The following is a 22,593-nucleotide window of genomic DNA, read 5'->3' as shown; positions in this document are numbered from 1 at the left end:
GCGCCCCTCGTGAGCACTCCGAGACCGCCGCGGGCCATCGTGCTGCTGGGCGCGCAGCGATTCGATCCGACGCTCGGCGCCGCCGCCGCCGAGCTCGGGCTCGATGGACCCATCGCGACCATCACCGCAGGCTGGCAGGAGCGGGAGGGCGAGGACTCCGACCTCCACGAGCACCTCGGCAAACGCACGATCAATCTGCGCCTGCATCGTCGCGCCGACGAGATCTTCCGGGCCGACCCCGAGCTCCACGCCGCGCACCGCAAGAAGCAGGAGCGGCTGCGCCACAAGCAGGACTTCTATCGCATCCGGCTCGAGCACGAGCTCGACGCGAACCACGTCATCCGGCAGCGCAAGGCGCCCCCCGAGATCCTCGCCGAAGAAGAGGCCGCGGCGATCGGCGCGATCCGTCTGCTCGACGAGTACCACCTCGGACAGTGCGCCAAGGTGGAGTCGGAATTCGACGCGGCGTGGCGTCCTTTCGAGCGCGACTCCATCGCTCGTCATCGCCACGAGATCGCCGAGATCCTCCGCGACACCGTCGCGCTGGCGATCGCCGGCGGGCACGTCGCGACGCTGCTCAATCGACTGCGGCTCTTCGGGGTCGCCGAGCTGATCGACGGACAAGCCGTGCTCGCGTGGTCCGCCGGCGCCATGGCGATCTCGGATCGTGTGGTGCTCTTCCACGACTCGCCGCCTCAAGGGCCGGGCGCGTCGGAGGTGCTCGATCGCGGCCTCGGGCTCTGCTCCGGCGTGGTCCCGCTGCCCCACCCCGAGACGCGACTGCGACTCGACGACGCCGAGCGCGTCGCGCTCTTGGCGCGCCGCTTCGCGCCCGCGCGGTGCCTCGCGATGCCCGCGGGCGCGCGCATCACCTATCGAGAAGGCCGCTTCGGATCGCCTCACCGCGTGCTGCGGCTCTCGATCGACGGCACGCGCTCGCCGGTCCAGCCCACCGACGATCTGTTGCCCGAGGCCTCGTCATGACGCAGTCGCAGCACCTCGCGATCCACGAGCTCGAGGCGAGCCAGCCCGATCGCGCGAAGGTCGATGCGTGGATGGCGGGTCGTCGCTTCCCGATCGTCGAGGGCGGGCGCGTCACCTTCGTCTTCCGTGGCGACGCCGAGGGCGTGACGCTCCGTCACTGGGTCTACGGGCTCGAGTCCAACTCGGCGCTCCAGCGGATCCAGAACACCGACCTCTGGTATCTGGTGCTCGAGGTCCCGCCGGGATCGCGCGTCGAGTACAAGCTCGAGATCCACAAGCACGGTCACTCGCAGTGGATCGAAGATCCGCTCAATCCGCACCGCGCGCGCGACCCGTTCGGCGCGAATTCCGTGCTGCAGGGCGTGGGATACGAAGTGCCGGAGTGGACGCGCCCCGATCCGCTCGCGCGCCCCGGCGTGCTCGAGCCCTTCGCGTTCCACAGCAAGGCGCTCGGCGGCGTGCGACACGGGCACGTCTATCTTCCGGCGCGATTCCGGCGCACGCGGCTCTATCCGCTGATGATCGTGCACGACGGTAGTGACTATCTGAACTACGCGTCGATGAAGACGGTGCTCGACAACCTGATCCACCGTCTCGAGATCCCCGACATGATCGTGGTGTTCACGGACTCGCCGGATCGACTTCGCGAGTACGCGAACGACGAGCGCCACGCGAAGTTCCTCACCGAGGAGCTGGTGCCCGATCTCCAGAAGCGATTGCCACTGCAGGACCGCCCCCAGTCGCGCTGCCTCATGGGCGCGAGCTTCGGAGGTGTCGCGTCGCTCTCGACCGCGTGGCGCTATCCCGGGTTCTACGGACGATTGTTGCTCCAGTCGGGCTCGTTCGCGTTCACCGACATCGGTCGTCGCAACCGGCGCGGGCCGCTCTTCGATCGAGTGGTGGAGTTCGTCAATGCGTTCCGCGCCGAGCCGACGGCGATCAGCGAGCGCGTGTTCCTCTCGTGCGGTGTGTACGAGTCGCTGATCTACGAGAATCGCTCGCTGGTGCCGCTGCTCGACGGAACTGGCATGCAGGTGAAGCTCGTCGAGGCTCGGGACGGGCATAATTGGGAGAATTGGCGCGATCGATTGCGTGAGGGGTTGTCCTGGTTGTATCCGGGGCCTCTCATGATGATCTACGAGTGAGGCCTCTCGGTGGAAGGCGCGGGGTGGTGGGTCCGCCGCCTTGAGCGCTCGCGGGCTGCCTGACGATCGCGGAGTGAGTGTTGGGAGGCGGTGGGCGCGTCGTGGCGCGCGCTTCGCGCTCTGCCGCGACGCTGTCGTCAGTCTGTGGTCGGAGTCTGCGAGCCCCCGTCGCACGAGGGCGTCGGACCCGCCACCCCACGCCCGGTACCGCGGTTCTGCCGACTCGCTTGGGTAGGGTGGGGTGGCTCGCGACGGATCCGCGCTGTTCGCGCGGCTCGGACGCTCGCGTGTAGCACCGCGATTCGCGCGTGTGCGCGCTTTCGCGCGGGAATTCTCCTGCTCTCCTTCCCTCCTGCCCTCCTCAGAAATTGCCGAGTGCGGAGCGACGGCGCGGGAGCGACGGCGCGGAGCTCTGGGGGATGCGGTGGCGATCGGGCTCGTCGGGCGTGGCCGGGTTCGGATACGATTCCGCGCGCATGACGGAGATCACTCGGAACATCGGGCTCTCGCTCGGCGCCGACATCTGCTGGCCGCTCTGTTACGAGCACCTGATGAAGCGGCTCGATCTGCGCATCCCGACGCAGACCGGCGACACGATCCGCTTCCACGTGGAGCGGGTGACGATCGAGCCGTTCGATCTGCATCAGCCCGTCAAATACGACGTGGTGATCGATCGATTGACGCACTGGTATCACACGTCGCGCGAGTGGATCAAAAAGGGGGTCGTGATGAACGACCTCTACGTGTTCAACAATCCGTGGTCCGTGCAGAGCATGGAGAAGCACACGTCCTATGCGGCGATGATGCATCTCGGCATGCCGATCCCGGAGACGTGGATGGTCCCGCCGAAGTCGTACGAGCCGACCGCCGATCTCCGGCCCACGCTGAATCGCTACGCGAAGCTCTTCGATCTCTCGAAGATCGCCGAGAAGCTCGGATATCCGCTCTTCATGAAGCCCTACGACGGCGGAGGCTGGCGCGGGGTCACGAAGATCGACGACACCGCGAAGCTGCGCCAGGCCTACGAGGAGAGCGGCAAGTCCGTCATGCACCTCCAGGCGGGCGTGAACGGGTTCGATCGATTCGTGCGCTGCATCGGGTTCGGGCCGCAGACGAAGTGCGTGCTCTACGATCCGAATGCCCCGCTCCACGACCGCTACACGATGGCGAAGGACTTCATCACCACGGCGGAACAAGAGCACCTCGCGAAGGTCACGAAGACGATCAACGCGTTCTTCGGCTGGGAGTTCAACTCCTGCGAAGCGCTCCGCAAGGACGGAGTCTGGTACCCGATCGACTACGCCAATCCGTGCCCGGACTCGCAGGTGACGAGCCTGCACTACCACTTCCCGTGGCTCGTGAAGGCGTACATCCGCTGGAGCGTCTTCTGCGCGGCGACGAAGCGCCCGATGCGCCGCACGCTCGACTGGGATCCTTTCTATCGCATCGCGGCGGGCGATCTCTCGTACGAGGACAAGCTCGACCACTACGCGAAGGTCGCGGACGCGCGGTTCGAGCGCGATCAGTTCGAGGAGTTCTGCAGCAAGCACCTCGCGCACCTCGACGAGGTCGCGTGGGAGTTCTTCTCGACGGCGGAGGCGTACGACGCAGTCCGCCAGAAGGTCTCCGCGCTCTTCCCCGCGCACGAGATCGAGGCGTTCACCGAGCTCTTCTGGAAGCGCATCCAGGCCTGGCGCGCCGACGAGCGCGGGATGTGACGTCGCCCGACGAAGAGAAGCTGCGCGCGCGCTTCGCGGAGGCGGAGGACGACGAGCTCCGGCTCATCGCGCGCAGCACCTCGCAGTCGGCGCTCGCGCGCACGATCGCGAGAGAGACGCTGATCGCACGCGGGCTCGAGGCGCCGCCCGAGATCGACACCGACGCGCCCGTCACCACCACCACGCGCGCGCCGCTCGAGCCGACCGGCGGGCCCAGCACCGCCGCGCTCGTGCGGGCGCTGATCGCGGCGGTGATCGCGGTGATCGCGCTCGCGATCCGCTGTGGTAGCGGCGGATGAGCCAAGGCGCTCGCGAGCCCGCGTTTCTCATGCGGGTGAGGCGAGCGATCGTCGCGGGTTTGCTCCTGCTCTGCGTCGCGTCGAGCGCGCGTGCGCAGGACGGGCGGGTGGCCGATCGCGCGGCCGAGGCCGAGGTCGCCGGCACGGGTGCCGGAGCACCGGCACGCCGGGTGATGCCACCTGCCCACGACATGGATCTCCAGGCCGCGCTCGACGGCGCCGAGCCCGAGGTGCGGCGCTGCATCGAAGAGTCGATGCCCGGCATGCGCGTCTCGCTGCGCGCGCGAGTGCGCGTCTCGCTGCGTCGCGGTGTGACGATCAGCCAGACGATGCGCCCGCGCAGCGCGCAGGCCGAAGCGTGTGTCGATCTCGCGATCCGTCGCTGGGTCCAGCCGCTGCTCTCGCGCCCGATGCCGAGTCCGTTGAGCGGCACCCTGCGCGTCGCGATCGGTGGCGTCGTGATCCCGCCGCCTCCTCCTCCGCCTCCTCCGCTTCCCCCGCCGCCCGGGCGCTACGACGAAGGGCAGGTGCACGCTGCGCTCGACGCGATGCGCGCGTCGCTGATCGAGTGCGTGCCCGATCTCAGCCCCGGCATCGCGGGTCGCATGACGTTGCGCGTCTCGGTGCGTCCCGACGGCTCGCTCACGCTGATGGGCGTGCAGCTCCCGAGCGGCGTGCGCGGCGGAGGATCACTCTCGTGCCTCGCATCGCGCGTCACCTGGCTGCGCGTTCCGCCTCCGCCCGGCGAGCGTCTCGTGGTGCACCACGTCGATCTCGGTCGCCTGTAGCGCCCGAGAACGTCGAGTGATATTCCCCGGGTCCCCCGATGGCCCGCACTCGGACCAAGTCGCGCGACACCCGCGCTCCCGAGCCGCATCCCCCTGCGCCCGAGCCCGCGATCCCGAGCGACGAGGCGCAGGGCGGCGAGCCCACCGAGCTGGTGCGCGTCGTCGGCGCGAACCTCCGCCGCCTGCGCACCGATCGCGGGCTCTCGCTCGAGGGCCTCGCGAAGCTGAGCGGCGTGAGCCGCGCGATGCTCGGTCAGATCGAGCTCGCGCGCAGCGCGCCGACGATCAACGTCGTGTGGCGCATCGCCGACGCGCTCGGGGTCCCGTTCGGCGCGCTGCTCAGCGCGGAAGGGGCGTCCGACGTCGAGGTGCTGCCCGCGTCGAGCGCGAAGATCCTCACCAGCGCCGACGGCTCGTTCGCATCGCGCGCGCTCTTCCCGCACCGCCCCAAGCGCCGCACCGAGTTCTACGAGCTCCGCCTGCGGCCCGGATGCGTCGAGCGCGCCGGCGCACATCCGCCGGGCACGACCGAGAACCTGGTCGTCAGCCAGGGCACGCTCGTGCTGCATCACCTCGGAGAGCGGCATCGACTGTCGGCGGGCGACGCGATCATGTTCGTCGCCGACTCGCCCCACGAGTACGAGAACCCGGGGCCGGTCGATGCCGTCATCTACCTCGTGATGATGTACGCGCTCGACGTGGGCTGATCGTCAGCGCCGGCGCCGCCTCGCGAGGATGGCAATCGCGACTGCCACGCTCGAGAGCGTCAGTCCGTCCGAGCGCCGTCCGAATCCCACCGTGCACACCCAGGCGTATCCGCCCTCGTCGCGGAGCAGCGGATATTCGGGGCGCGATCCGTCGACGGGGCCGATGAACGCGTCGACCGCTGCGTCGTCGACCCCGGCATCGCTCGGCGCGCCTCCGTCCTCCACTGCGCCCGCGTCCTCGGTGCCCGCGTCGTCCTGCGCGAGCGCGGGCGCTGCGATCACGAAGACCATCGTCGCGATCACGAACGTCACGATTCGATTCCTCATCACGTCCTCGCTCAATAACGGCCGATGATCTGGAGACCGAACGTGCGCGGCGAGCCCAGCGACGTCGGATAGGCGCCGAGGTTCACGACTTGCGAGAGGACCCGCCACGACGTGCCGGTGATGTTGCGCATGTACGCGAGGATCGTGATCCGTCCCTCGAGCGTGGAGAAACGCACCTCCGCATTGCCGATCGCGTAGTCCGGCGTCTGCTGCTGCGGATCGTCCTGGACGACCGCGTTGTGATAGACGCGGCTGCGATAGGACCAGTCCGTCGCGATCGCGAACGCGTTCTCGCGATCGATCGGAATCCGCCACTCACCACCGAGCGTGAGAGACACGTTCGGCGCGCGGTAGAACGCATTGCCGCTCGCGTCGACCGTCTCCGCGCCCTGGAACGTCGTGAAGTCGGTGTACTCGGTGTGGAGCAGACCGAGGCCGCCGCGCAGCTGCAGATCGTCGATCGGCGTCGCCGAGACGTCGAGCTCGCCGCCGAACGCGCGTCCGCCCGCGGCGTTCGACACGATGCTCGTGTTCGCGCCGGGGATGCCCATCGGGTTCGGCTGCTGCACGTTGAGCTGCACGTTCTCGAGCAGGTAGACGAAGCCCGCGAGCTCCACGACCAGGCGATCGTCGAGGAAGCTCGTCTTCGCGCCGAGCTCGAAGTCCCAGAGGATCTCGGGATCGGTGCGCGGCAGGTACGCCTGGCGGTCGCCGGCGGGCGGGATGATCGTCGGATTGAACGTGCCCGCGCGGAAACCGCGCGCGAACCGGAAATAGACCATCGCGTCGTCGCTGAAGCGGTACTCCGGCGTGACGTCGAAGGTCACCTCCGACCAGTCGGCGCGGTTCGAGATCGAGAGCTCGCTGAGGCCGAATTGCGACTGCGGATCTTGCCAATTGGAGCGGTCCGCGAAATTCAGCATCGCGCCGCGCCCACTCAGACGCTGCGCGTCGACATACTTCACGTCGTACGTGTAGCGGACTCCGCCGCTCACCGAGAGCCCCTCGAACAGGCGCGCGCGGAGGTTGCCGAACGCGGCGAGCGCGGTGTTGTCCTCCTGGAAGCGATTGTCGATGTAGCTGCGGCGCGCCGGCGAAGGACCGAACGTCGCGAGCCCGCTGTCGCTGAAGAGGTGCCAGTTGAAGTACGACAGACCCGCGATCCAGCTGAGCTGATCTTCGGCGGGCGACGCGATGCGCAGCTCGGACGAGATCGTGCGCGAGCTGACGTCGCTGAACGTGCCCGTCTGGTCGAACGTGAGATCGGGCCAGTAGCTCAGCGTCGAGCTCTCGTGCTCGGCGCCGTCGATGGCGGTGATCGAGGTGAGCGTGTAGTCGCCGATGTGATAGGCGACGTTGAGCGTCGCGCCGATCGTCTCGAGATGGTTCGTGGTCGGACCGCGATAGAACGAGTCGCCGACCTGTGGGTCGCGACCGTAGCCAGGGCGGAACGTGTTCGGCGCCTCGGCGTACTGGCGGATCGTGCCGTCGGGCTGTGCCCCGACGGGATAGATCGGGTTCACGCCTCCGTTCAGCAAGCGGAAGCGACCGATCAACAAGACCTCAAGGTCGTCGGTGACGTTCGCGAGCACCGACACGCGCGCCGCGAAGTCGTTGAGCTCGGGATCGCGCGACTCGTCGCGAAGGTTCGTCGCCCAGCCGCCCTGCTCCTCGTAGTAGAAGGCCGCGCGCGCCGCGATGCGCTCCGCGAGGATCGGTCCGCCGAACGCGCCCTCGGCGAGGCGAGAGTCGTAGTTGCCGATGCCGAGGCGCAGATATCCCGAGGGGTCGAGCGTCGGCCGGCGCGAGACGAAGTGCACCGCGCCCCCGGTCGTGTTCTTTCCCCAGAGCGTGCCCTGCGGTCCGCGCAGGACCTCGATGCGCTCGAGATCGAAGATCGGAAAGCTCTGCCCCGGCACGTAGGCGATGAACGTCTCGTCCTGGTAGATGCCGACCGGGCTCTCGAGGTTGACCGACGGATCGTTGGTGCCGATTCCGCGCAGGAACCAACGCGGACGTGACGAACGACCTCCGCTCGACTGCGCGGAGAGATTCGGACTGAGGCGCTCGACTTCGTTCGTCGTGGTCACGTTCTCGTCGAGCGCGTCGTCGCCATCGACGACGTTCATCGCGATCGGGACGTCCTGCACGCGCTGCTCGCGGCGCAGCGCGGTGACGACGACCGACGAGAGCCCGGTGTCCGGCGGAGGCTCCTCGCTCGTCTCGGGATCGCTCTCGGGATCGGCCGCGGCTTCGGGATCGGCCTCGGGATCTGCCTCCACGGCCTCGCTGGGCGGGGCCTCCGCCGGAGGCGTGGGCGCCTCGGTCTCGGGCGGCGGCGGGCTCTCCTCGGGCGGGCTCTCCTCCACCGGAGCGACCTCCGGTGGCGCGCTCTCGTCGGGCGCGACGACCGGTGGCGTCTCACTCGGTGGTGCGGGCTCGGGCGGTGCGTCCTGAGCGCGCGCGGGCACGGCTCCGACTCCTGCCATCGTCATCCACGCGCTCACGAGGATGGGAGTCGCTCGACGGGCGGCACGAGAGGCCCGTTCGAGCGAGCTACGCAGTTGCTTCTCCACGACGTCTCTCCTCCGTCCCGCGAGCGTGCCTATCGCGCCCGCGGGCACTCTGGATCGCTTGTGGAGTCAGCCGTACCGCGCGTACTAAAGTGCGTCCACTAAAAAAGATGAACAGATGAAATAATGGACATGGTTTAACGCAGCACGGGTGTGTCGCGCCTCGACGCGACACACCCGTGTGCGGAATCGGAAACAGAGGCCGTCGTCAGGAGCGCGCGACGGCCACGCGCGCCGTGGCGGGATCGCGGCGTCCCGGCCGCGCGAGCGCTTCCTGCGCGAGCCGGAGCGGCAGCGGATCGATCCAGTCGCGCACGTCGAAGTCGTTCGGGATGACCTTCCACTCGTAGAGGAAGTCCTTGAAGTCGCTCAGCGCCTCGACCGAGCTCGGCGCGAGGTCGGTGCCGAGGTGGCGATGGACGTCCTCGCCGTACGCGAGCTCGACCGCCTGCTCGGTGGAGCCGGTCTCGCGCGCGACGATCGAGATCGCCTCGGGCTTGTGCTCGGCCGCCCAGCGCCCCGCCTGGATCACCCGCACGAGCAGGCGCGAGACGAGCTCGGGATCGCGCTCGACGAGACCGGCGTCGACGGTGAGCGGGCGCGGCGCGCCGTTGTTCACGCGCACCTTGGGATCGGGGTGCTTGCCGAGATCGACCACGACGTGCGCGCCGATCTCGCGTGCGATCTCGAGGCCGCGCGATCCCTTGTGGAAGATCGCGTCGACCTCCCCGTTCTCCAGGGCCGCGACCTCGGGCGCGGTCTCGCGCCAGCGATCGCGCGCCGGCGGCCAGGCACGCTCGAACGAGTTGCCGCCCCGCACGCGCTCGACGAGCTCCACGTCCTTCGTGGTGAGGCCTTCGAGCCCGAGCGCGACGACGTAGGCGCGGAGCGTGGTCGCGCGCCAGAAGTCGATCAGGTCGTCGGGGCGCGTCGCGACCGCGAGGCGACGGCCACGCAGGTCGCGCACCGAGCGGATCCCCGAGCGCGGCAGGGTGAGGATCACCTGCGCCTCGTCGGTCCAGGTGAGCCCGATCGTCTTGGTGCGACGGCCGGTGGAGCGCGCCCAGATCGCGGGGACGCTGCCGCCCTGGCGGAACGAATTGTCGAGCTTGTGATCGTAGTGCGACTCGCGGATCCCACGGTCCTTCGAGTCCTGCAGCCGACGCACCTCGATGCCGTCGTCGCGGAACTCCTCGGCCAGCCAGCCGAGGTGATCTGCGATCCCGATCGCGGTCGGGACGGGGCAACGCGTGTACCAGAGCGCTTCGTTCTGACTCATGTCGATCTCCTTCGCTGACTGGATCGCTCGCACCCTAGTCGCGGCCCGATACGATGTCCAATTAAACATCGGCACATCCAATAAAACTGATGCATGCCAGTCGGGCGCGCGATAGGCTCCGGGCATGCCGACTCTCGATTCCTCGTTTCGAGTCCCCGAAGCTGCCGTCGACGATCTCTTCGTCGCGCGGCGTTCCCATCGAGCGCTCTCGCCGGAGCCCCTCCCGCGCGAGACCATCGAGTCGCTGTTCGAGGCTGCGCGCTGGGCGCCGTCCGCGAACAACGGTCAGCCCTGGCTCTTCGTGTACGCCGACGACGAGCCCGGCCTCGCGCGCCTGCGCTCGGTGGTCATCGAACGGAACCGGCGCTGGGCCGATCGTGCGCCGGTGTTGGTGCTGCTCTTCGCGCGCCGCTTCAAGGACGGCACCCGCGAGCCGATTCGCACGCACGCGTTCGACGCCGGCGCTGCGTGGATGTCGCTCGCGCTGCAGGCGGAGCGGCTCGGGCTCTCGGCGCGCGCGATGGGCGGCATCCACCTCGATGCGACCTACGAGGTCGCCGGCGTGTCGCGCGACGAGCACGAGATCATGTGCGCGATCGCGATCGGCCGGCGCGGCAACGTCTCCGCGCTGCCCGCCGATCTCGCGCAGCGGGAGATCCCCTCGGCGCGCCGGCCGCTCCGCGAGATCGCGATTCGCATCGGCGGATGAGGCGCGCGGCGCGCGGGTGATCATGCGATCGCCCGCGCGCCTTCGGGCGCTGCTGCAGCACGTTCGGGATCGCTCGTGCCGAGCTCGCCGCGCTCGTACGCCGCGTGGATCTCCGCATAGGCGCCGCCCTCGCGCAGCAGCGCCTCGTGACTGCCCACCTCGACGAGCCGTCCGTGGCGCACCACCGCGATCACGTCCACGTCGCGGATCGTCGCCAGTCGGTGCGCGATGAGGATGGCAGTCCGTCCCGCGCACAACCGACGCAGCGCGTGCTGGATGCGGCGCTCGGTCTGCACGTCGACCGCGGAGGTCGCCTCGTCGAGCACCAACACCGTGGGATCGCCGAGATAGGCGCGCACCAGGCACACGAGCTGTCGCTGGCCGTGGCTGAGGTGTGCGCCGAGCGGGCCGACCTCGGTGTCGTATCCATCGGGCAGACGGCGCAGCACCTCGTCGACGCCGAGGCGCCGCGCGGCCTCGATCACCTCGGCATCGCTCGCGCCCGGCGCGCCGACGCGAAGGTTCTCGAGCACGCTGCCGCTGAACAGCACGTTGTCCTGCAGCACGACGCCGATGTGCTCGCGGAGGCTGCGCTGCGACACGCGGCGGATGTCCTCGCCGTCGATGCGGATCGCGCCGTGCCCGACGTCGTAGAAGCGCGTGAGGAGCTGCACCAGCGTGCTCTTCCCGTGGCCGGTCGGGCCGACGATCGCGACGCGCTGTCCCGGCTCGATGCGCAGCGAGAAGTCCCGGATCACCGGCCCGCGCGCGGCGTCGTACGCGAACGTCACGGAGTCGAGCTCCACCTCGCCCCGCACCGCATCGAGCGTGCGCGCGTCCTCGTCGTCGACGATCTCGGGACTCGTGTCGAGCAGGAGGAAGATGCGCTGTGCGACCGCGGTGCCCGCCGCGTATCGCTCGAAGAGGTCCCCGAGCTCCTGCAGCGGCGCGAGGAAGAGGTGGATGTAGAAGAGGCTCGCGGAGAGCTGCCCCAGCGTGAGCTCGCCGCGCGCCACGCCGTGGCCACCGACGAGGATCACGGTGCACATGCCGACCGTCGACAGGAACGCAGTCGTCGGCAGGAACCAGCTCGTGCGGATGTTGCCGCGCACCAACGTGCGATTGAAGTGCCGCACGAGATCGCGATAACGACGCCAGTTGTCCTCTTCGCGCCCCGTCTGCTGGATCACCCGCACGCCGTTGACGGACTCGACGAGGTGCGCCGTGAATCGGCTCCGTGCCTCCGCGACCCGACCGAAGTTGCGCGACGCGAGCCGGTGGAAGAGGAACGTCGCGGGGATCAGCACCGGCGCGAGCGCGGCGAGCCCCCAGAAGAGCGGCGGATACGTCGCGTAGAGCATCAGGCTCGCGCCGCCGCATCGCAGGATTGCGGACAGCAGCTCGGGCGGGCCCTGCACCAGGAGCGGCTCGAGCATGTCGACGTCGCGATCGGCGCGAGAGACGATGCGCCCGACCTTGGTGCGATCGAAATAACGAACACTGAGCGTCTGGATGTGCGCGAACACCCGCCGCCGCAGATCGCTCAGCACCCGCACCGCGCCCCGCGCCGCGACGTACTGCGACACTCCGGCGAGCCCGAAGCGCACGAGCCAGGCGAGCGCCATGCCCGCGGTCATCCACGCGACGACCGCGACGTCGACGCGGAGTCCCTCGCTCGAGCGCAGGAATCCGTCGTCGACGACCCGCCGGACGAAGTACGGTCGCGAGAAGATCGACGCGACGAGCAGCACCTCGATCGCGACCACGAGCGCGACGTGCCCGCGCACCGGGCCGAGGAGCGGCACCAGACGGCTCCACATGTTGCGCTCGAGCGAGGTGCGCGCGAGCTCCTGCTCGATCGCGAGATCACTCTGCGGACCGCCCGCGGTGGCGGCGGCCTCGCGCTTCGCGACGTTCGTGTCAGCGGCCATCGTCGATCCCGAGGAGCTCGCGATAGGTGCGGCTCGTGCGAAGGAGCTCGTGGTGCGTGCCTTGCGCGTCGATCGTGCCGTTCGCGAGCACGACCGCGCGGTCGGCGAAGCGCACGGTGGAGGGCTTGCTCGCGACGACGATCAGCGTGATCGCGCGGCCCCCCGAGCGCGCGCCGAGCTCGCGGATGTGCCGGAGGATCGTCTGCTCGGTGATCGCGTCGAGCGCGCTCGTCGAGTCGTCGAGCACGAGGATCGACGGGTCGGCGATCAGCGCACGGGCGAGCGCGAGCCGCTGGCGCTGTCCGCCCGAGAGCGTGACTCCGCGCTCGCCGAGGATCGTGCCGAGCCCCTCCGGCAAGCCGTCGACGATCTCGTCGGCGCACGCGAGCCGCAGCGCGCGCCGGACGTCCTCGTCGCTCGCGTCCGGCGCGCCGAGCCGCAGGTTGGCCTCCACGGTGTCGGAGAAGAGGAAGCTCTCCTGCGACGCCACTCGCACGCGACGACGCAGGTGCGCGAGATCGAGCTCCCGTGCTCGCGACCAGCCGCGCGCGTCGGATCCGATCTCGACCTCGCCCTGGTCGGCATCGAGCAAACGCGGGAGCAGCGAGACGAGCGTGGTCTTCCCGGCGCCGGTCGCACCGACGATCGCGACGATCTCGCCCGGCGCGATCTCGAGATCGCACTCCCGGAGGATCGGCGCGGCGTCGTCATCACGGCCCGCGATCGCGACGCCGCGGAGGCGCACGCCGAGCGGGCCCTCGGGCAGCACCTCGTCGCCCGACGCGATCTCGGTGTCCGCGTCGAGCAGCTCCATGATCCGCGCCGCGGACGAGCGCGCGTCGGCGAAGATCTGGATGATCCGTCCGATGCCCTCGAACCGGAAGACGAGCGTGTTCATCGCGAGCAAGGCCGCGACGAGCTCGCCGACGTGGAGGCGCCCCGACGCGACGAGGCTCGCGCCCACGCTCATCACCCAGAGCTGACCGGCGGCGACCAGCAGCTGCGGGATCGCGACCCGCGACGTCGCGTAGCGCACCGCGCGGATCGCGTGGTCCGCGAAGGTGCTCACCGCTCCGTCGAAGCGCTCGATGCGCGACCCCTCGAGGCCGAACGCCTTGATTACGCGGACCCCGCCGACGCCCTCGAGCAGGTCCTGGCTCACCGCGTCGTACGCGTCGCCGGTCGCGCGATCGAGCGCGACGAGCGTGTCCGCCTGGCGGAAGAAGATCCGCACGCCGGCGAAGAGCGTGAGCGCGGGGACGAGCGCGAGGAGCGGGTGATAGAACGCGAGCAGCGCGAGCGACGCGGCGATCACGAGGCCGGTCTCGATCACGTTGCGCCAGAAGCTGATCAGCGCGTCGCGGACCTTGTCGGCGTCGCGCGTGGTGCGCGCGACCATCTCGCCGACCCCGTGACGGAGGTGGTACTTCGCGTCGAGGCGCTGGACCTGCGCGAGGATCGACTCGCGGAGGCGCGACAGGAGCTCCTGCCCCGTGATCAGCGAGACGACGCCCGCGGCGTATTGCACGATCGAGCGCGCCGCCGCGAGGCCGAGGAGGATCAGTGTCCACTCGATCGCGACGCTCGCGTCGAGCGCGCCCGACTCGAGCCGCACCACCGCGCGGCCGGTCTCCACGTCCTGGATCGCGCGGCCGACGAGGTACTGATAGAGGGTCAGTGATCCGTCGAAGATCAGGAAGAGCGTGAGCGCCGATGCGAACCGCCACGGCATCGTGCGGTAGATCGCGAGGCAGCGCAGGAGTGGATGGGCAGCGCTGGCGCCCGAGCGTCGCACCGAATCGAGGACGCGGTGCGACTCCGGGAGCGCTTGAGCAGCGAGGCTCGTCATGGGCGCGCGATCACCGTCATTCGTTGGCGGTGAGGACCGAGAGGCGCACGATTCCGGCGCGATCGGCGGCCGACATCACGCGCGCGACGATCCCGTAATTGCATCCCTCGTCGGCATTGAGGTGCACCGAGACGTCGGGATCGCGATCGTGAATCTCGCGGAGCGCGGACTCGATGCGATCGAGCGGATGGAGCGCGCGATCGACGTAGACCTGCCCTGCCGCGTCGACGCTGACGACCACGGCCTCGGCGGGCTCCGGTGGGCGCGTCTCCGCGGTCTGCGGCAGGTGCACCGTGACCGCGTTCGTCAGCAGCGGCGCGGTGACGATGAAGACGACGAGCAGGACGAGCATCACGTCGACGAGCGGCGTCACGTTGATGTCGCTCATCACGGCTTCGTCGTCGTCGTGCGACTGCATCGCCATCAGGTCCTCGCTTCCTGGCCGACGAGGGCCCCGTGCGTCGCGACCGGGAGCGCGTCCTCTTCGATCGGCGCGCTCGCGCGCTTCGGCGTGCTGCGCGCGGAGAGCGTGCTGCGGAGCGCGGTGTTGACGAGCGAGCTCGCGTAGTCGTCGAGATCGGCGACGATGCTCTTCACGCGCCGACCGAAGTAGTTGTAGGCGAGCACGGCGGGCACCGCGACGGCGATGCCGACACCGGTCGCGATCAGCGCCTCGCCGATCGGGCCCGCGACCACGTCGAGGCTCGCCGAGCCGCTCGCCGCGATGCTGCCGAGCGCGTCGATGATGCCGAACACGGTGCCGAAGAGGCCGACGAACGGCGCCGTGGTGCCGATGCTCGCGAGCAGCGTGAGGCCGGTGTCGAGCGTGCGGCGCTCGTTGCGGATCTGCTGCGAGAGGCTGCGCTCGAGCACGTCCTTGTGGACGTCGAGCTCGTCGCGCGCGTGATCGGTGCCCCACGCGTCGAGGCCGACCAGCGCGAGCCGCGCGACGGGACCGCGCGCCGCCGCGACCTCCTCGCGCCGCGGCAGGCTCGTGCGCGCGGGGAACGCGGCGCGGAAGCGCTGGTCCTCGCGCGAGAAGCGCGCGAGCTGGATGCCTTTGACGATCACGATCGCCCAGGCCAGCGCCGAAGAGAAGACGAGCAGAGCGAGCGTGCCCTGCACGATCAGAGTGACGATGGATGCGGACATGGATGCTCTCGAGTGCGGGAGTGGGGTGTTCGGGAGTGTCGGAATCAGTGTGCCAATCGGAAGACGATCGGGACGGTGACCCAGCCCGCCGCCGGTCGGCCGTCGAGGGTCGCGGGCGAGAACCTCCATCCCGTCACGGCCTCGCGCGCCGCTTGGTCGAGGACGTCTCGGCCGCTCGTCTGCTGGATTCGAATCGTCGCGGGCCTCCCGTCGGGCTGGACGTGCACGCGGAGGACCACTGTTCCTTCCCAGCCCGCGCGCTGGGCGATGCGCGGATAAGGGGGGCGCGGGTTGTGCGCGTAATTGGCGCCCTCGCGGGCCTCGACGCGGCGTGGCGGCGCGGGCGCGGGCGGCGGGGAGGGCGGTGCGGGCGCGCTCGGACCGATCGGCGCGGTCGCATCGGTGATGGGCGGGCCGTCATGGGGCACGAGCGTTCCGTCGGGTGACACGGGCGCGTCGGTCCCCACGCTGCTCACGGGCGGTGCTTCGGGCGCGGGCTCGGGGGCGCTCGGAGGTGCAAGAGGACGCGGTCGCGCGCGCTGCGGACGCGGTGCCGCCGCGGGCTCCGGCGGGGGAGGAGGCGCGAGCTCGGGGGGAGGAGGCGCGAGCTCGGGCGGCGGCGGCTCGGGCTCCGGGGGAGGCGGCGCGGGGGGTGGCGCGCGCCGCATCTCGATGTCGATGCGCGACGGCACTCGAGATGCACTCGCGGGCCGCGGCGTGCCCAGGCTGAGCGACATCGCGAGCGCGACGTGCGCGACGAGCGAGAGAGAGACGACTCCGAGCGCCTGTCTGCGACTGACGTCCTCGCGGCGTGGAGTGCTCGAATCGACTTCGTGGCTCATGAGCCGCGAGCATAGCGCGCGACGTCTGTTATACAAGAGAGATCGTCAATTCAGCGTCCTGATGGCGCACGAGATTCAGGAGAATGCGCCATAATACGGCTGGTCGTCTGTTTTACTGGACACGTATCCGATCGCATGGTTGACTGCAAACATCGACGCTCCCGCCGGAGCGACACGAAGGAGCCATTCAATGAGCAAGCCCGCAGACGCCTCGTTCGATCTCGTCTCGTACGTCGACCAGGCCCGTGAGGAAGCGGTCCGCGCGTTCCGATTCCTGCGCGAGACCGGCACGCTCTCCGCGAGCTGGACCTTCTTCGTCTCTCATCGCGTGCCGAATCGCGACGAGCTCATCTCGGTGAAGTTCCCGCCGCCGTGGGCGAAGTCGCAGGAAGCGACGGTGTCGATCTCCAGCTTCGCGGATGCGAAGGACTCGGTCCTCCAGGAGGAACGGCTCGACGCGGACACCGTCATCCACGCGCACACGCCCTACCTCTCGGCGTGGTCGCTCGCGCACAAGACGTTCCCCATCCTCTACGTCGCGGCGCAGCGTCACCTGCTGGCGCGCGAGATCCCCAATCACCTCGAGCGCCGGCGCAGCGTGCTCGACATCGTGCGCGAGCGTCTCGACAAGCACCCCGATCTCGCGCCGCCTCCCGCGCTGCTCGAGTCGAACGGCGGGGCGAACTTCTGGGGCAAGGGGATCATCAAGACCGCGCAGCACATCCTCTTCATCGAAGAGGCGGCGCGCTTCCAGGCGATCGCCGAGACGATCGGCGGCGCGAAGCACTACACGCCGGGCGCGATCGAGCTGCAGTGGGCGCGCACCGGGCTGCTCGAGAAGGCGACGTCGTTCGCGCGCGCGTTCGCGGAGTGAAGCCGTGCCCCGCAGACACGGAAAGCTGGTCCTGAACGCGTTCTTCATGCGGTTCGGGCACCACCCCGCGGCGTGGCGACATCGGAGCGCGACCGGCAACGGCCGCCCCGACGTCGGCTACTGGACGCGCCTCGCGCAGCGCGCGGAGGACGCGAAGCTCGACACGTTCTTCCTCGCCGACTTCATCGGCCGCTCGGGAGACGATCTCGACACCATCAGTCGTCAGGGCGGGAGCTTCCAGTTCGAGCCGGTGACGCTCTTGTCGGCGATTGCCTCGCTGACTCGGAACATCGGTCTCGTCGCGACCATCAACACGAACTTCAGCGAGCCCTACAACGTCGCGCGACTGCTCTCGTCGCTCGATCACGTCAGCGGCGGGCGCGCGGGGTGGAACGTGGTGTCGTCGCTCAACCCCGCGACGGCGAAGAACTTCGGGCTCGACGCGCCGCCCTCGCACTCCGACCGCTACGAGCGCGCCGACGAGTTCCTCGACGTCGTGAAGAAGCTCTGGGACTCGTGGAGCGACGACGCGTTCGACGCGCCCGATCGCCCGGCGAATCGATTCTTCGATCCGAAGAACGCGTTCCCGGTGAAGCACCGCGGCGAGCACTTCTCGGTCGACGGATTGCTCGACGTCGCGCGCCCGCTGCAGGGACATCCGGTGATCGTCCAGGCGGGGAATTCCGACACCGGTCGTGAATTCGCCGCGAAGGTCGCGGAGATGACGTACTCGTCCGCGCAATCGCTCGACGTCGCGCGCGAGTACTACTCCGACGTGAAGTCCCGCGCGGCGAAGTACGGCCGGGACCCCGAGGACGTCATCATCACGCCCGGCCTCTCGGTGCTCGCGGCGCGCAGCGACGCCGAGGCGCAGGAGGCGTTCGCCGAGCTGCAGGAAGGCATCGACTTCCGGCACAGCCTCAACTTCTTCGGCGTCGATCTCTCCGGATATCCGCTCGACGGTCCGCTCCCCGAGCTGCCCGAGGTGGAGAACGGCAAAGGACGCGCGAGACAGCTCGTGGAGCTCGCGCGCCGCGAGAACCTCACGATCCGTCAGCTCGTGCTGCGCTTCGCGGTGTCGCGCGGCCACCTCCAGGCGGTCGGATCGCCGAAGACGATCGCGGACACGATCGAGGCCTGGTGGGAGCAGGGGGGCGCCGACGGATTCAACGTCGTCCCGCCGCTGCTGCCGCGTGGGTTCGACGACTTCGCGACGCTCGTCATCCCGGAGCTGCGGCGCCGCGGTCTGGCGCGGCGCGAGTACGGGCCGGGCACCTACCGCGATCGGCTCGGGCTGCGGCGGCCGGTGAACCGACACCTCGAGGAAGCGGGGCCGCTCGCCGCGGAGTGACGCGCAATCGGGTCGGGATTGGTGATCAGGAGTCGACAGAGATGGGCAATCCGAGACGTCAGCTCGTTCTGAATGCGTTCTTCCAGCGCTTCGGTCACCACCCGACCGCGTGGCGCCACCCGAGCCAGAAGGACGACGGAGTCCCGAGGCTCTCGTGGTGGGTCCAGGCCGCGCGGATGGCGGAAGAGGCGAAATTCGACGCCTTCTTCCTCGCCGATTTCGTCGGACGTGCGCCCGACCAGCTCGAGGAGGCCAGTCGCAACGGACAGAATTACCAGTTCGAGCCTCTCACGCTGATGTCCGCGATCGCCGCGTCGACTCGGCACGTCGGGCTGGTGGTCACGGTCAACACGAACTTCAGCGAGCCCTACGCGGTGGCGCGCGCGCTCTCGTCGCTCGACCACATCAGCGGGGGTCGCGTCGGGTGGAACGTGGTCTCGTCGCTCTCCGACGCTGCGTCGAAGAGCTTCGGACTGCCGCACACCCGGGGACACGGAGAGCGCTACGAGCGCGCTGCGGAGTTCGTGGAGGTCGCGAAGGCGCTGTGGGACAGCTGGGACGACGATGCGTTCCAGCGCCCGAATCGCGAGTCCGGGCGCTTCTTCGAGCCTGCGAGCGCACATCCGGTGCGGCATCGCGGCGAGCACTTCGCGATCGAGGCGGTGCTCGACGTGCCGCGGCCGATCCAGGGACACCCGGTGTTCGTGCAGGCGGGCAATTCCGACACCGGTCGTGACTTCGCCGCGAGCATCGCCGAGATGACCTATTGCTCGGCGCAGTCGCTCTCGGTCGCGCAGGAGTACTACGCGGACGTGAAGCGACGCGCTGCGCAGCGCGGGCGCGATCCCGATCACGTGAAGATCACGCCCGGGCTCTCGGTGGTGGTCGCGGAGTCCGATGGTGCGGCGCAGGATCGGTTCGACGATCTCCAGAACGCGATCGACTTCCGACACGGGGTGCGGGTCGCGGGCGTGGACCTGTCGGGATATCCGCTCGATGGTCCGCTCCCCGATCTGCCGGAGTCGGAGAACGGAAAAGGTCGATTCCGACAGATGGTCGAGCTCGCGCGACGCGAGAACCTGACGATTCGACAGCTGGTATTGCGATTCAGCGTCTCGCGCGGTCACCTGCAGGTGATCGGATCGCCGAAGACCGTCGCCGATCGCATCGAGGAGTGGTTCGTGGAGCGCGGCGCCGACGGGTTCAACGTCGTGCCGCCGCTCCTGCCGAGCGGGTTCGTCGACTTCGCGCGGCTCGTCGTGCCCGAGCTGCAGCGCCGCGGGCTCTTCCGCCGGGAGTACACAGGATCGACGCTGCGCGAGCACCTCGGTCTTCCCCGCCCGGCCACGCGGAGGGCGCGATGATCACGAGACCGACACCTGCGCTCGTCTCTCTCGCCGCGGCGCTGCTCTCGATGCTCGCGATCGTCACGCTCGAGCCGGGATGTGGAGAGTCCGCGCCGAGCACCGAGGGGACCGGTGTTCCCGGTGCCGAGCGATATGCGCCAGTCACCATCCGTCACTCCGATCCTGCGAATGCCGGGGTCCTCGCGTACGGAAAGCGAGAGCGCATCTACGAGCGCGAGCTCGCGAAGGTGAACGCACGAATCGAGTGGGTGCCCGCCGTCGGCGCGTTCAGCGCGAACTTCGACGCGATGAACTCGGGCGCGATCAATGCGGCGAGCGCCGCGATCAGCCCGATCGTCGGCGCGCTCTCGCGCAACCTGCAGTTCCAGATCTATTCGATCTCCGATCCCGGCAGCACCCAGCTCGCGGGGATCCTCTCGCCGCGCGGCAGTGACATCCGCACGGTGCGTGATCTCGTCGGACATCGCGTCGCGGTGAACCTCGGCGCGCACGGCGACTACATGCTGCTGCGCGCGCTGCAGAACGAAGGGATCCCCGCGGATCGGGTGACACGCGTGCCGATCCAACCTCCCGACGCGGCCGCCGCGTTCGCGACCGGGCAGATCGACGCGTGGTCGGTCTTCGGCGCGTACTACACGACCGCGGTCCGCAACGGCGCGAACGTGATCGTGCGCGAGGAGGACCTCCGCTCCGACGACGTCGGCGTGAGCGCGGCGAACGTCGAGCTGCTGCGCCGCAATCCCGCGGCGTTCCAGACCTTCCTCCGCGTCACGCAGGAGCTGGTCGAGCTGGCGCACCAGCACCCCGAGCGCTTCCAGAACGTGTTCACGTCGCGCGGCCCCACCGCGATCTCGGGGGAAGAGCTGCAGATCGCGATCGACGACACGCGGCGCCTCCCGCTCCCGCGGGTCCCGACCGCGAACGACCGGACGCGCATCGCGAACGTCGCGCAGCTCCTCTACGCGAACGACTCGCTCGATCGCGAGATCGCGGTGGACGAGATCGTGTTCGATCTCGATGCCGCGGCCGGCACGCTGGCGCTCGCGGAGGAGGCGGCGCGATGAGACCGGCGCGCGCAGAGAGCGATGTCACGCCGAGCGCGGTGCGGCTCGTCGATCTCTCGACCGTCGCGGCGAGCGCGCCCGTCGATCGCAGCGGGCTCGAGCGTCCCGCGTACCTCGGACCGCGCACCTATCCGCGACTGCTCTCGAACGGCACCCGCGCGATCGTGCCGATCACGCTGGTGGTGCTGTGGATCGTCGGGTCGGCGGTGGGCGCGATCGACGAGACGATCCTCCCGTCGCCGAGCGCCGTCGGAGCCGCGTTCGTCGAGCTCTACGAGACCGGCGATCTGCAGATCTACGTGGTCGCGTCCCTGCGCCGCGCCGCGCTCGGGCTGCTGATCGGCGTGAGCCTCGGGCTCCTGCTCGGCATCGGCGCGGGGCTCTCGGCGCTCGGCGAGTGGCTCCTCGATCCCACCGTGCAGATGCTGCGCTCGGTGCCCTTCCTCGCGCTCGCGCCGCTCTTCATCACGTGGTTCGGGATCGACGAGACCTTCAAGGTCGTGCTCATCGCGTTCGCGTGCACGTTCCCGATGTACGCGTACTCGTATCTCGGCGTGCGCAACGTCGATCGCAAGGTGGTCGAGGCCGCGAGGAGCTTCGGGCTGCGCGGCACGCGGCTCGTGGTGCAGGTGATCCTGCCCGGCGCGCTGCCGAACCTGCTGATGGCGCTGCGCATCTGCACGGCGCTCACGATCGTCGGTCTGATCGCGTCCGAGGGCGTCGGGACCACCGCGGGCATCGGCTATCTCGTGCTGCTCGCGAAGCAGTACTACCGACAGGACTACATGGTGCTCTGCATCGTGATGTACGCGGTGCTCGGGCTGCTGCTCGACGCGTTCATCCGTGCGCTCGAGCGCCACTCGATGCCGTGGCGGCGTCACACCGCGGTGCGGGCATGAGCGCCGTCGAGGCGACGGTCGATCGCGCGCCGCCCACCGCCGCGGTGCGCGTGCGCGGGCTCTCGAAGACGTACGGATCGAAGCGCGTGCTCGACGCGATCGATCTCGACCTCCAGCGCGGCGAGCTCGTCGTGCTGCTCGGGCCGAGCGGCACCGGCAAGACGACGCTGCTGCGTGTGCTCGCGGGGCTCGAGCAGGCCGACGCGGGCGAGGTGCTCGTCGCGCGTGCGCGCACGATCGTCTACCAGGAGCCGCGCCTCGTGCCCTCGATGCGCGTGCTCGCGAACGTGACGATCGGGCAGCCTTCGAACGAGTCGACGCGCAACGCGGCGCGCCGCGCGCTGCGCGAGGTCGGGCTCGAGTCGCACGTCGACGCGTGGCCCCCGACGCTCTCGGGTGGCGAGGCCCAGCGCGTCGCGCTCGCGCGGGCACTGGTGCGCGAGCCCGAGCTCCTCCTGCTCGACGAGCCCTTCGCCGCGCTCGACGCGCTGACGCGGCTCACGATGCAGGAGCTCGTGGGCGATCTCTTCGCGCGCCATCGCCCCGCGGTCGTGCTCGTCACCCACGACGTCGACGAGGCGCTGCGGCTCGCGGATCGGATCCTCGTGCTGCGCGAAGGACGCTTCGCGGTCGACGTGCGGATCGAGAGCAGTCGACCGCGAGCGCGCGAGGACCGCGAGCTCGTCGCGCAGCGACGCGCGCTCCTCGCCGAGCTCGGCGTGCACGAGTGATCGA

General features: G+C 69.6%; 21 protein-coding genes. 13 read left to right on the top strand and 8 right to left on the bottom strand.

Annotation, left to right across the window (positions count from 1 at the left end; all coding sequences use genetic code 11):
* Window positions 1-9: 9 nt before the first annotated feature.
* From I5071_RS29375 to I5071_RS29350, 6 genes are all read left to right on the top strand, one after another.
* The gene (locus tag I5071_RS29375) at window positions 10-984 is read left to right on the top strand and encodes a hypothetical protein (RefSeq protein ID WP_236516565.1); all 975 of its coding nucleotides are present in this window, start codon (window positions 10-12) and stop codon (window positions 982-984) included.
* A complete protein-coding gene (locus I5071_RS29370; RefSeq protein ID WP_236516564.1) occupies window positions 981-2,129 on the top strand; it encodes an alpha/beta hydrolase-fold protein in 1,149 nt (382 codons plus the stop codon). The genes I5071_RS29375 and I5071_RS29370 overlap by 4 nt, the downstream gene beginning before the upstream one ends.
* Before the next feature lie 476 nt (window positions 2,130-2,605).
* Window positions 2,606-3,847 carry an ATP-grasp domain-containing protein gene (locus I5071_RS29365; protein ID WP_236516563.1) on the top strand — a complete coding sequence of 414 codons (1,242 nt, stop codon included), beginning with the start codon at window positions 2,606-2,608 and terminating at the stop codon, window positions 3,845-3,847.
* Entirely contained in the window at window positions 3,844-4,146 is a 303-nt protein-coding gene (locus I5071_RS29360) for a hypothetical protein (RefSeq protein ID WP_236516562.1), read from the top strand. The genes I5071_RS29365 and I5071_RS29360 overlap by 4 nt, the downstream gene beginning before the upstream one ends.
* Before the next feature lie 29 nt (window positions 4,147-4,175).
* Window positions 4,176-4,934, top strand: a complete 759-nt coding sequence (locus tag I5071_RS29355; RefSeq protein WP_236516561.1) for a hypothetical protein — start codon at window positions 4,176-4,178, stop codon at window positions 4,932-4,934.
* A gap of 38 nt (window positions 4,935-4,972) precedes the next feature.
* Window positions 4,973-5,641: a helix-turn-helix domain-containing protein gene (locus tag I5071_RS29350; RefSeq protein WP_236516560.1), complete on the top strand. Its 669-nt coding sequence runs from the start codon at window positions 4,973-4,975 to the stop codon at window positions 5,639-5,641.
* Window positions 5,642-5,644: 3 nt separating this feature from the next.
* On the opposite strand, the gene I5071_RS29345 is transcribed toward I5071_RS29350, so the two are convergent.
* The 3 genes from I5071_RS29345 to I5071_RS29335 all read right to left on the bottom strand — a co-directional run bounded on the left by I5071_RS29345 (window position 5,645) and on the right by I5071_RS29335 (window position 9,820).
* Window positions 5,645-5,968 carry a hypothetical protein gene (locus I5071_RS29345; RefSeq protein ID WP_236516559.1) on the bottom strand — a complete coding sequence of 108 codons (324 nt, stop codon included), beginning with the start codon at window positions 5,966-5,968 and terminating at the stop codon, window positions 5,645-5,647.
* Between the two features lie 11 nt (window positions 5,969-5,979).
* The gene (locus I5071_RS29340; RefSeq protein WP_236516558.1) at window positions 5,980-8,439 is read right to left on the bottom strand and encodes a TonB-dependent receptor; all 2,460 of its coding nucleotides are present in this window, start codon (window positions 8,437-8,439) and stop codon (window positions 5,980-5,982) included.
* 310 nt (window positions 8,440-8,749) lie between these two features.
* Window positions 8,750-9,820 (bottom strand): ABC transporter substrate-binding protein, encoded by a 1,071-nt coding sequence (locus I5071_RS29335; RefSeq protein WP_236516557.1) that lies wholly within the window; start codon window positions 9,818-9,820, stop codon window positions 8,750-8,752.
* A 124-nt stretch (window positions 9,821-9,944) separates the two neighbouring features.
* Between I5071_RS29335 and I5071_RS29330 the strand changes: the two genes are divergently transcribed.
* A complete protein-coding gene (locus tag I5071_RS29330) occupies window positions 9,945-10,529 on the top strand; it encodes a nitroreductase family protein (RefSeq protein ID WP_236516556.1) in 585 nt (194 codons plus the stop codon).
* 20 nt (window positions 10,530-10,549) lie between these two features.
* Here the strand turns inward: I5071_RS29330 and I5071_RS29325 are convergent, their stop codons facing one another.
* The 5 genes from I5071_RS29325 to I5071_RS46675 all read right to left on the bottom strand — a co-directional run bounded on the left by I5071_RS29325 (window position 10,550) and on the right by I5071_RS46675 (window position 16,303).
* Window positions 10,550-12,460 (bottom strand): ABC transporter ATP-binding protein, encoded by a 1,911-nt coding sequence (locus I5071_RS29325; RefSeq protein ID WP_236516555.1) that lies wholly within the window; start codon window positions 12,458-12,460, stop codon window positions 10,550-10,552.
* On the bottom strand, window positions 12,450-14,192 hold the full coding sequence (locus tag I5071_RS29320; protein WP_236516553.1) for an ABC transporter ATP-binding protein: 1,743 nt from the start codon (window positions 14,190-14,192) through the stop codon (window positions 12,450-12,452). Before I5071_RS29320 ends, I5071_RS29325 begins: the two co-directional genes overlap by 11 nt.
* A 133-nt stretch (window positions 14,193-14,325) precedes the next feature.
* Window positions 14,326-14,733: an ExbD/TolR family protein gene (locus tag I5071_RS29315; protein WP_236516551.1), complete on the bottom strand. Its 408-nt coding sequence runs from the start codon at window positions 14,731-14,733 to the stop codon at window positions 14,326-14,328.
* Window positions 14,733-15,461, bottom strand: a complete 729-nt coding sequence (locus I5071_RS29310; RefSeq protein WP_236516549.1) for a MotA/TolQ/ExbB proton channel family protein — start codon at window positions 15,459-15,461, stop codon at window positions 14,733-14,735. Before I5071_RS29310 ends, I5071_RS29315 begins: the two co-directional genes overlap by 1 nt.
* 44 nt (window positions 15,462-15,505) lie before the next feature.
* Window positions 15,506-16,303 (bottom strand): energy transducer TonB, encoded by a 798-nt coding sequence (locus I5071_RS46675; RefSeq protein WP_268921158.1) that lies wholly within the window; start codon window positions 16,301-16,303, stop codon window positions 15,506-15,508.
* Between the two features lie 190 nt (window positions 16,304-16,493).
* On the opposite strand from I5071_RS46675, the gene I5071_RS29300 reads away from it, so the two are divergent.
* Genes I5071_RS29300 through I5071_RS29275 form a run of 6 tightly spaced genes read left to right on the top strand, consistent with a single transcriptional unit; the run spans window position 16,494 to window position 22,589 of the window.
* Entirely contained in the window at window positions 16,494-17,177 is a 684-nt protein-coding gene (locus tag I5071_RS29300; RefSeq protein WP_236516547.1) for a class II aldolase/adducin family protein, read from the top strand.
* 4 nt (window positions 17,178-17,181) lie between these two features.
* Window positions 17,182-18,528: an LLM class flavin-dependent oxidoreductase gene (locus tag I5071_RS29295; protein ID WP_236516546.1), complete on the top strand. Its 1,347-nt coding sequence runs from the start codon at window positions 17,182-17,184 to the stop codon at window positions 18,526-18,528.
* Window positions 18,529-18,569: 41 nt separating this feature from the next.
* Entirely contained in the window at window positions 18,570-19,892 is a 1,323-nt protein-coding gene (locus tag I5071_RS29290) for an LLM class flavin-dependent oxidoreductase (protein WP_236516544.1), read from the top strand.
* Entirely contained in the window at window positions 19,889-20,959 is a 1,071-nt protein-coding gene (locus I5071_RS29285) for an ABC transporter substrate-binding protein (protein WP_236516543.1), read from the top strand. Before I5071_RS29290 ends, I5071_RS29285 begins: the two co-directional genes overlap by 4 nt.
* Complete coding sequence (locus I5071_RS29280; protein WP_236516541.1) at window positions 20,956-21,858, top strand: ABC transporter permease; 903 nt, start codon at window positions 20,956-20,958, stop codon at window positions 21,856-21,858. The genes I5071_RS29285 and I5071_RS29280 overlap by 4 nt, the downstream gene beginning before the upstream one ends.
* Window positions 21,855-22,589 carry an ABC transporter ATP-binding protein gene (locus I5071_RS29275; protein WP_236516540.1) on the top strand — a complete coding sequence of 245 codons (735 nt, stop codon included), beginning with the start codon at window positions 21,855-21,857 and terminating at the stop codon, window positions 22,587-22,589. Before I5071_RS29280 ends, I5071_RS29275 begins: the two co-directional genes overlap by 4 nt.
* The last annotated feature ends 4 nt before the right edge of the window (window positions 22,590-22,593 follow it).

Source organism: Sandaracinus amylolyticus, assembly GCF_021631985.1.
Classification (GTDB): Bacteria; Myxococcota_A; Polyangia; order Polyangiales; family Sandaracinaceae; genus Sandaracinus; species Sandaracinus amylolyticus_A.
The sequence above is the reverse complement of the archived record's forward strand: the minus strand, read 5'-3'. Positions and strand labels throughout refer to the sequence as shown.

Bases quoted from the DNA above. Each gene is read 5' to 3' on its own strand.
- I5071_RS29370 (WP_236516564.1), top strand. From the start codon at position 981: ATGACGCAGTCGCAGCACCTCGCGATCCACGAGCTCGAGGCGAGCCAG.
- I5071_RS29365 (WP_236516563.1), top strand. From the start codon at position 2,606: ATGACGGAGATCACTCGGAACATCGGGCTCTCGCTCGGCGCCGACATC.
- I5071_RS29355 (WP_236516561.1), top strand. From the start codon at position 4,176: ATGCGGGTGAGGCGAGCGATCGTCGCGGGTTTGCTCCTGCTCTGCGTC.
- I5071_RS29350 (WP_236516560.1), top strand. From the start codon at position 4,973: ATGGCCCGCACTCGGACCAAGTCGCGCGACACCCGCGCTCCCGAGCCG.
- I5071_RS29345 (WP_236516559.1), bottom strand. From the start codon at position 5,968: ATGAGGAATCGAATCGTGACGTTCGTGATCGCGACGATGGTCTTCGTG.
- I5071_RS29335 (WP_236516557.1), bottom strand. From the start codon at position 9,820: ATGAGTCAGAACGAAGCGCTCTGGTACACGCGTTGCCCCGTCCCGACC.
- I5071_RS29330 (WP_236516556.1), top strand. From the start codon at position 9,945: ATGCCGACTCTCGATTCCTCGTTTCGAGTCCCCGAAGCTGCCGTCGAC.
- I5071_RS29325 (WP_236516555.1), bottom strand. From the start codon at position 12,460: ATGGCCGCTGACACGAACGTCGCGAAGCGCGAGGCCGCCGCCACCGCG.
- I5071_RS29320 (WP_236516553.1), bottom strand. From the start codon at position 14,192: ATGCCGTGGCGGTTCGCATCGGCGCTCACGCTCTTCCTGATCTTCGAC.
- I5071_RS29315 (WP_236516551.1), bottom strand. From the start codon at position 14,733: ATGGCGATGCAGTCGCACGACGACGACGAAGCCGTGATGAGCGACATC.
- I5071_RS29310 (WP_236516549.1), bottom strand. From the start codon at position 15,461: ATGTCCGCATCCATCGTCACTCTGATCGTGCAGGGCACGCTCGCTCTG.
- I5071_RS46675 (WP_268921158.1), bottom strand. From the start codon at position 16,303: ATGAGCCACGAAGTCGATTCGAGCACTCCACGCCGCGAGGACGTCAGT.
- I5071_RS29300 (WP_236516547.1), top strand. From the start codon at position 16,494: ATGAGCAAGCCCGCAGACGCCTCGTTCGATCTCGTCTCGTACGTCGAC.
- I5071_RS29290 (WP_236516544.1), top strand. From the start codon at position 18,570: ATGGGCAATCCGAGACGTCAGCTCGTTCTGAATGCGTTCTTCCAGCGC.
- I5071_RS29285 (WP_236516543.1), top strand. From the start codon at position 19,889: ATGATCACGAGACCGACACCTGCGCTCGTCTCTCTCGCCGCGGCGCTG.
- I5071_RS29280 (WP_236516541.1), top strand. From the start codon at position 20,956: ATGAGACCGGCGCGCGCAGAGAGCGATGTCACGCCGAGCGCGGTGCGG.
- I5071_RS29275 (WP_236516540.1), top strand. From the start codon at position 21,855: ATGAGCGCCGTCGAGGCGACGGTCGATCGCGCGCCGCCCACCGCCGCG.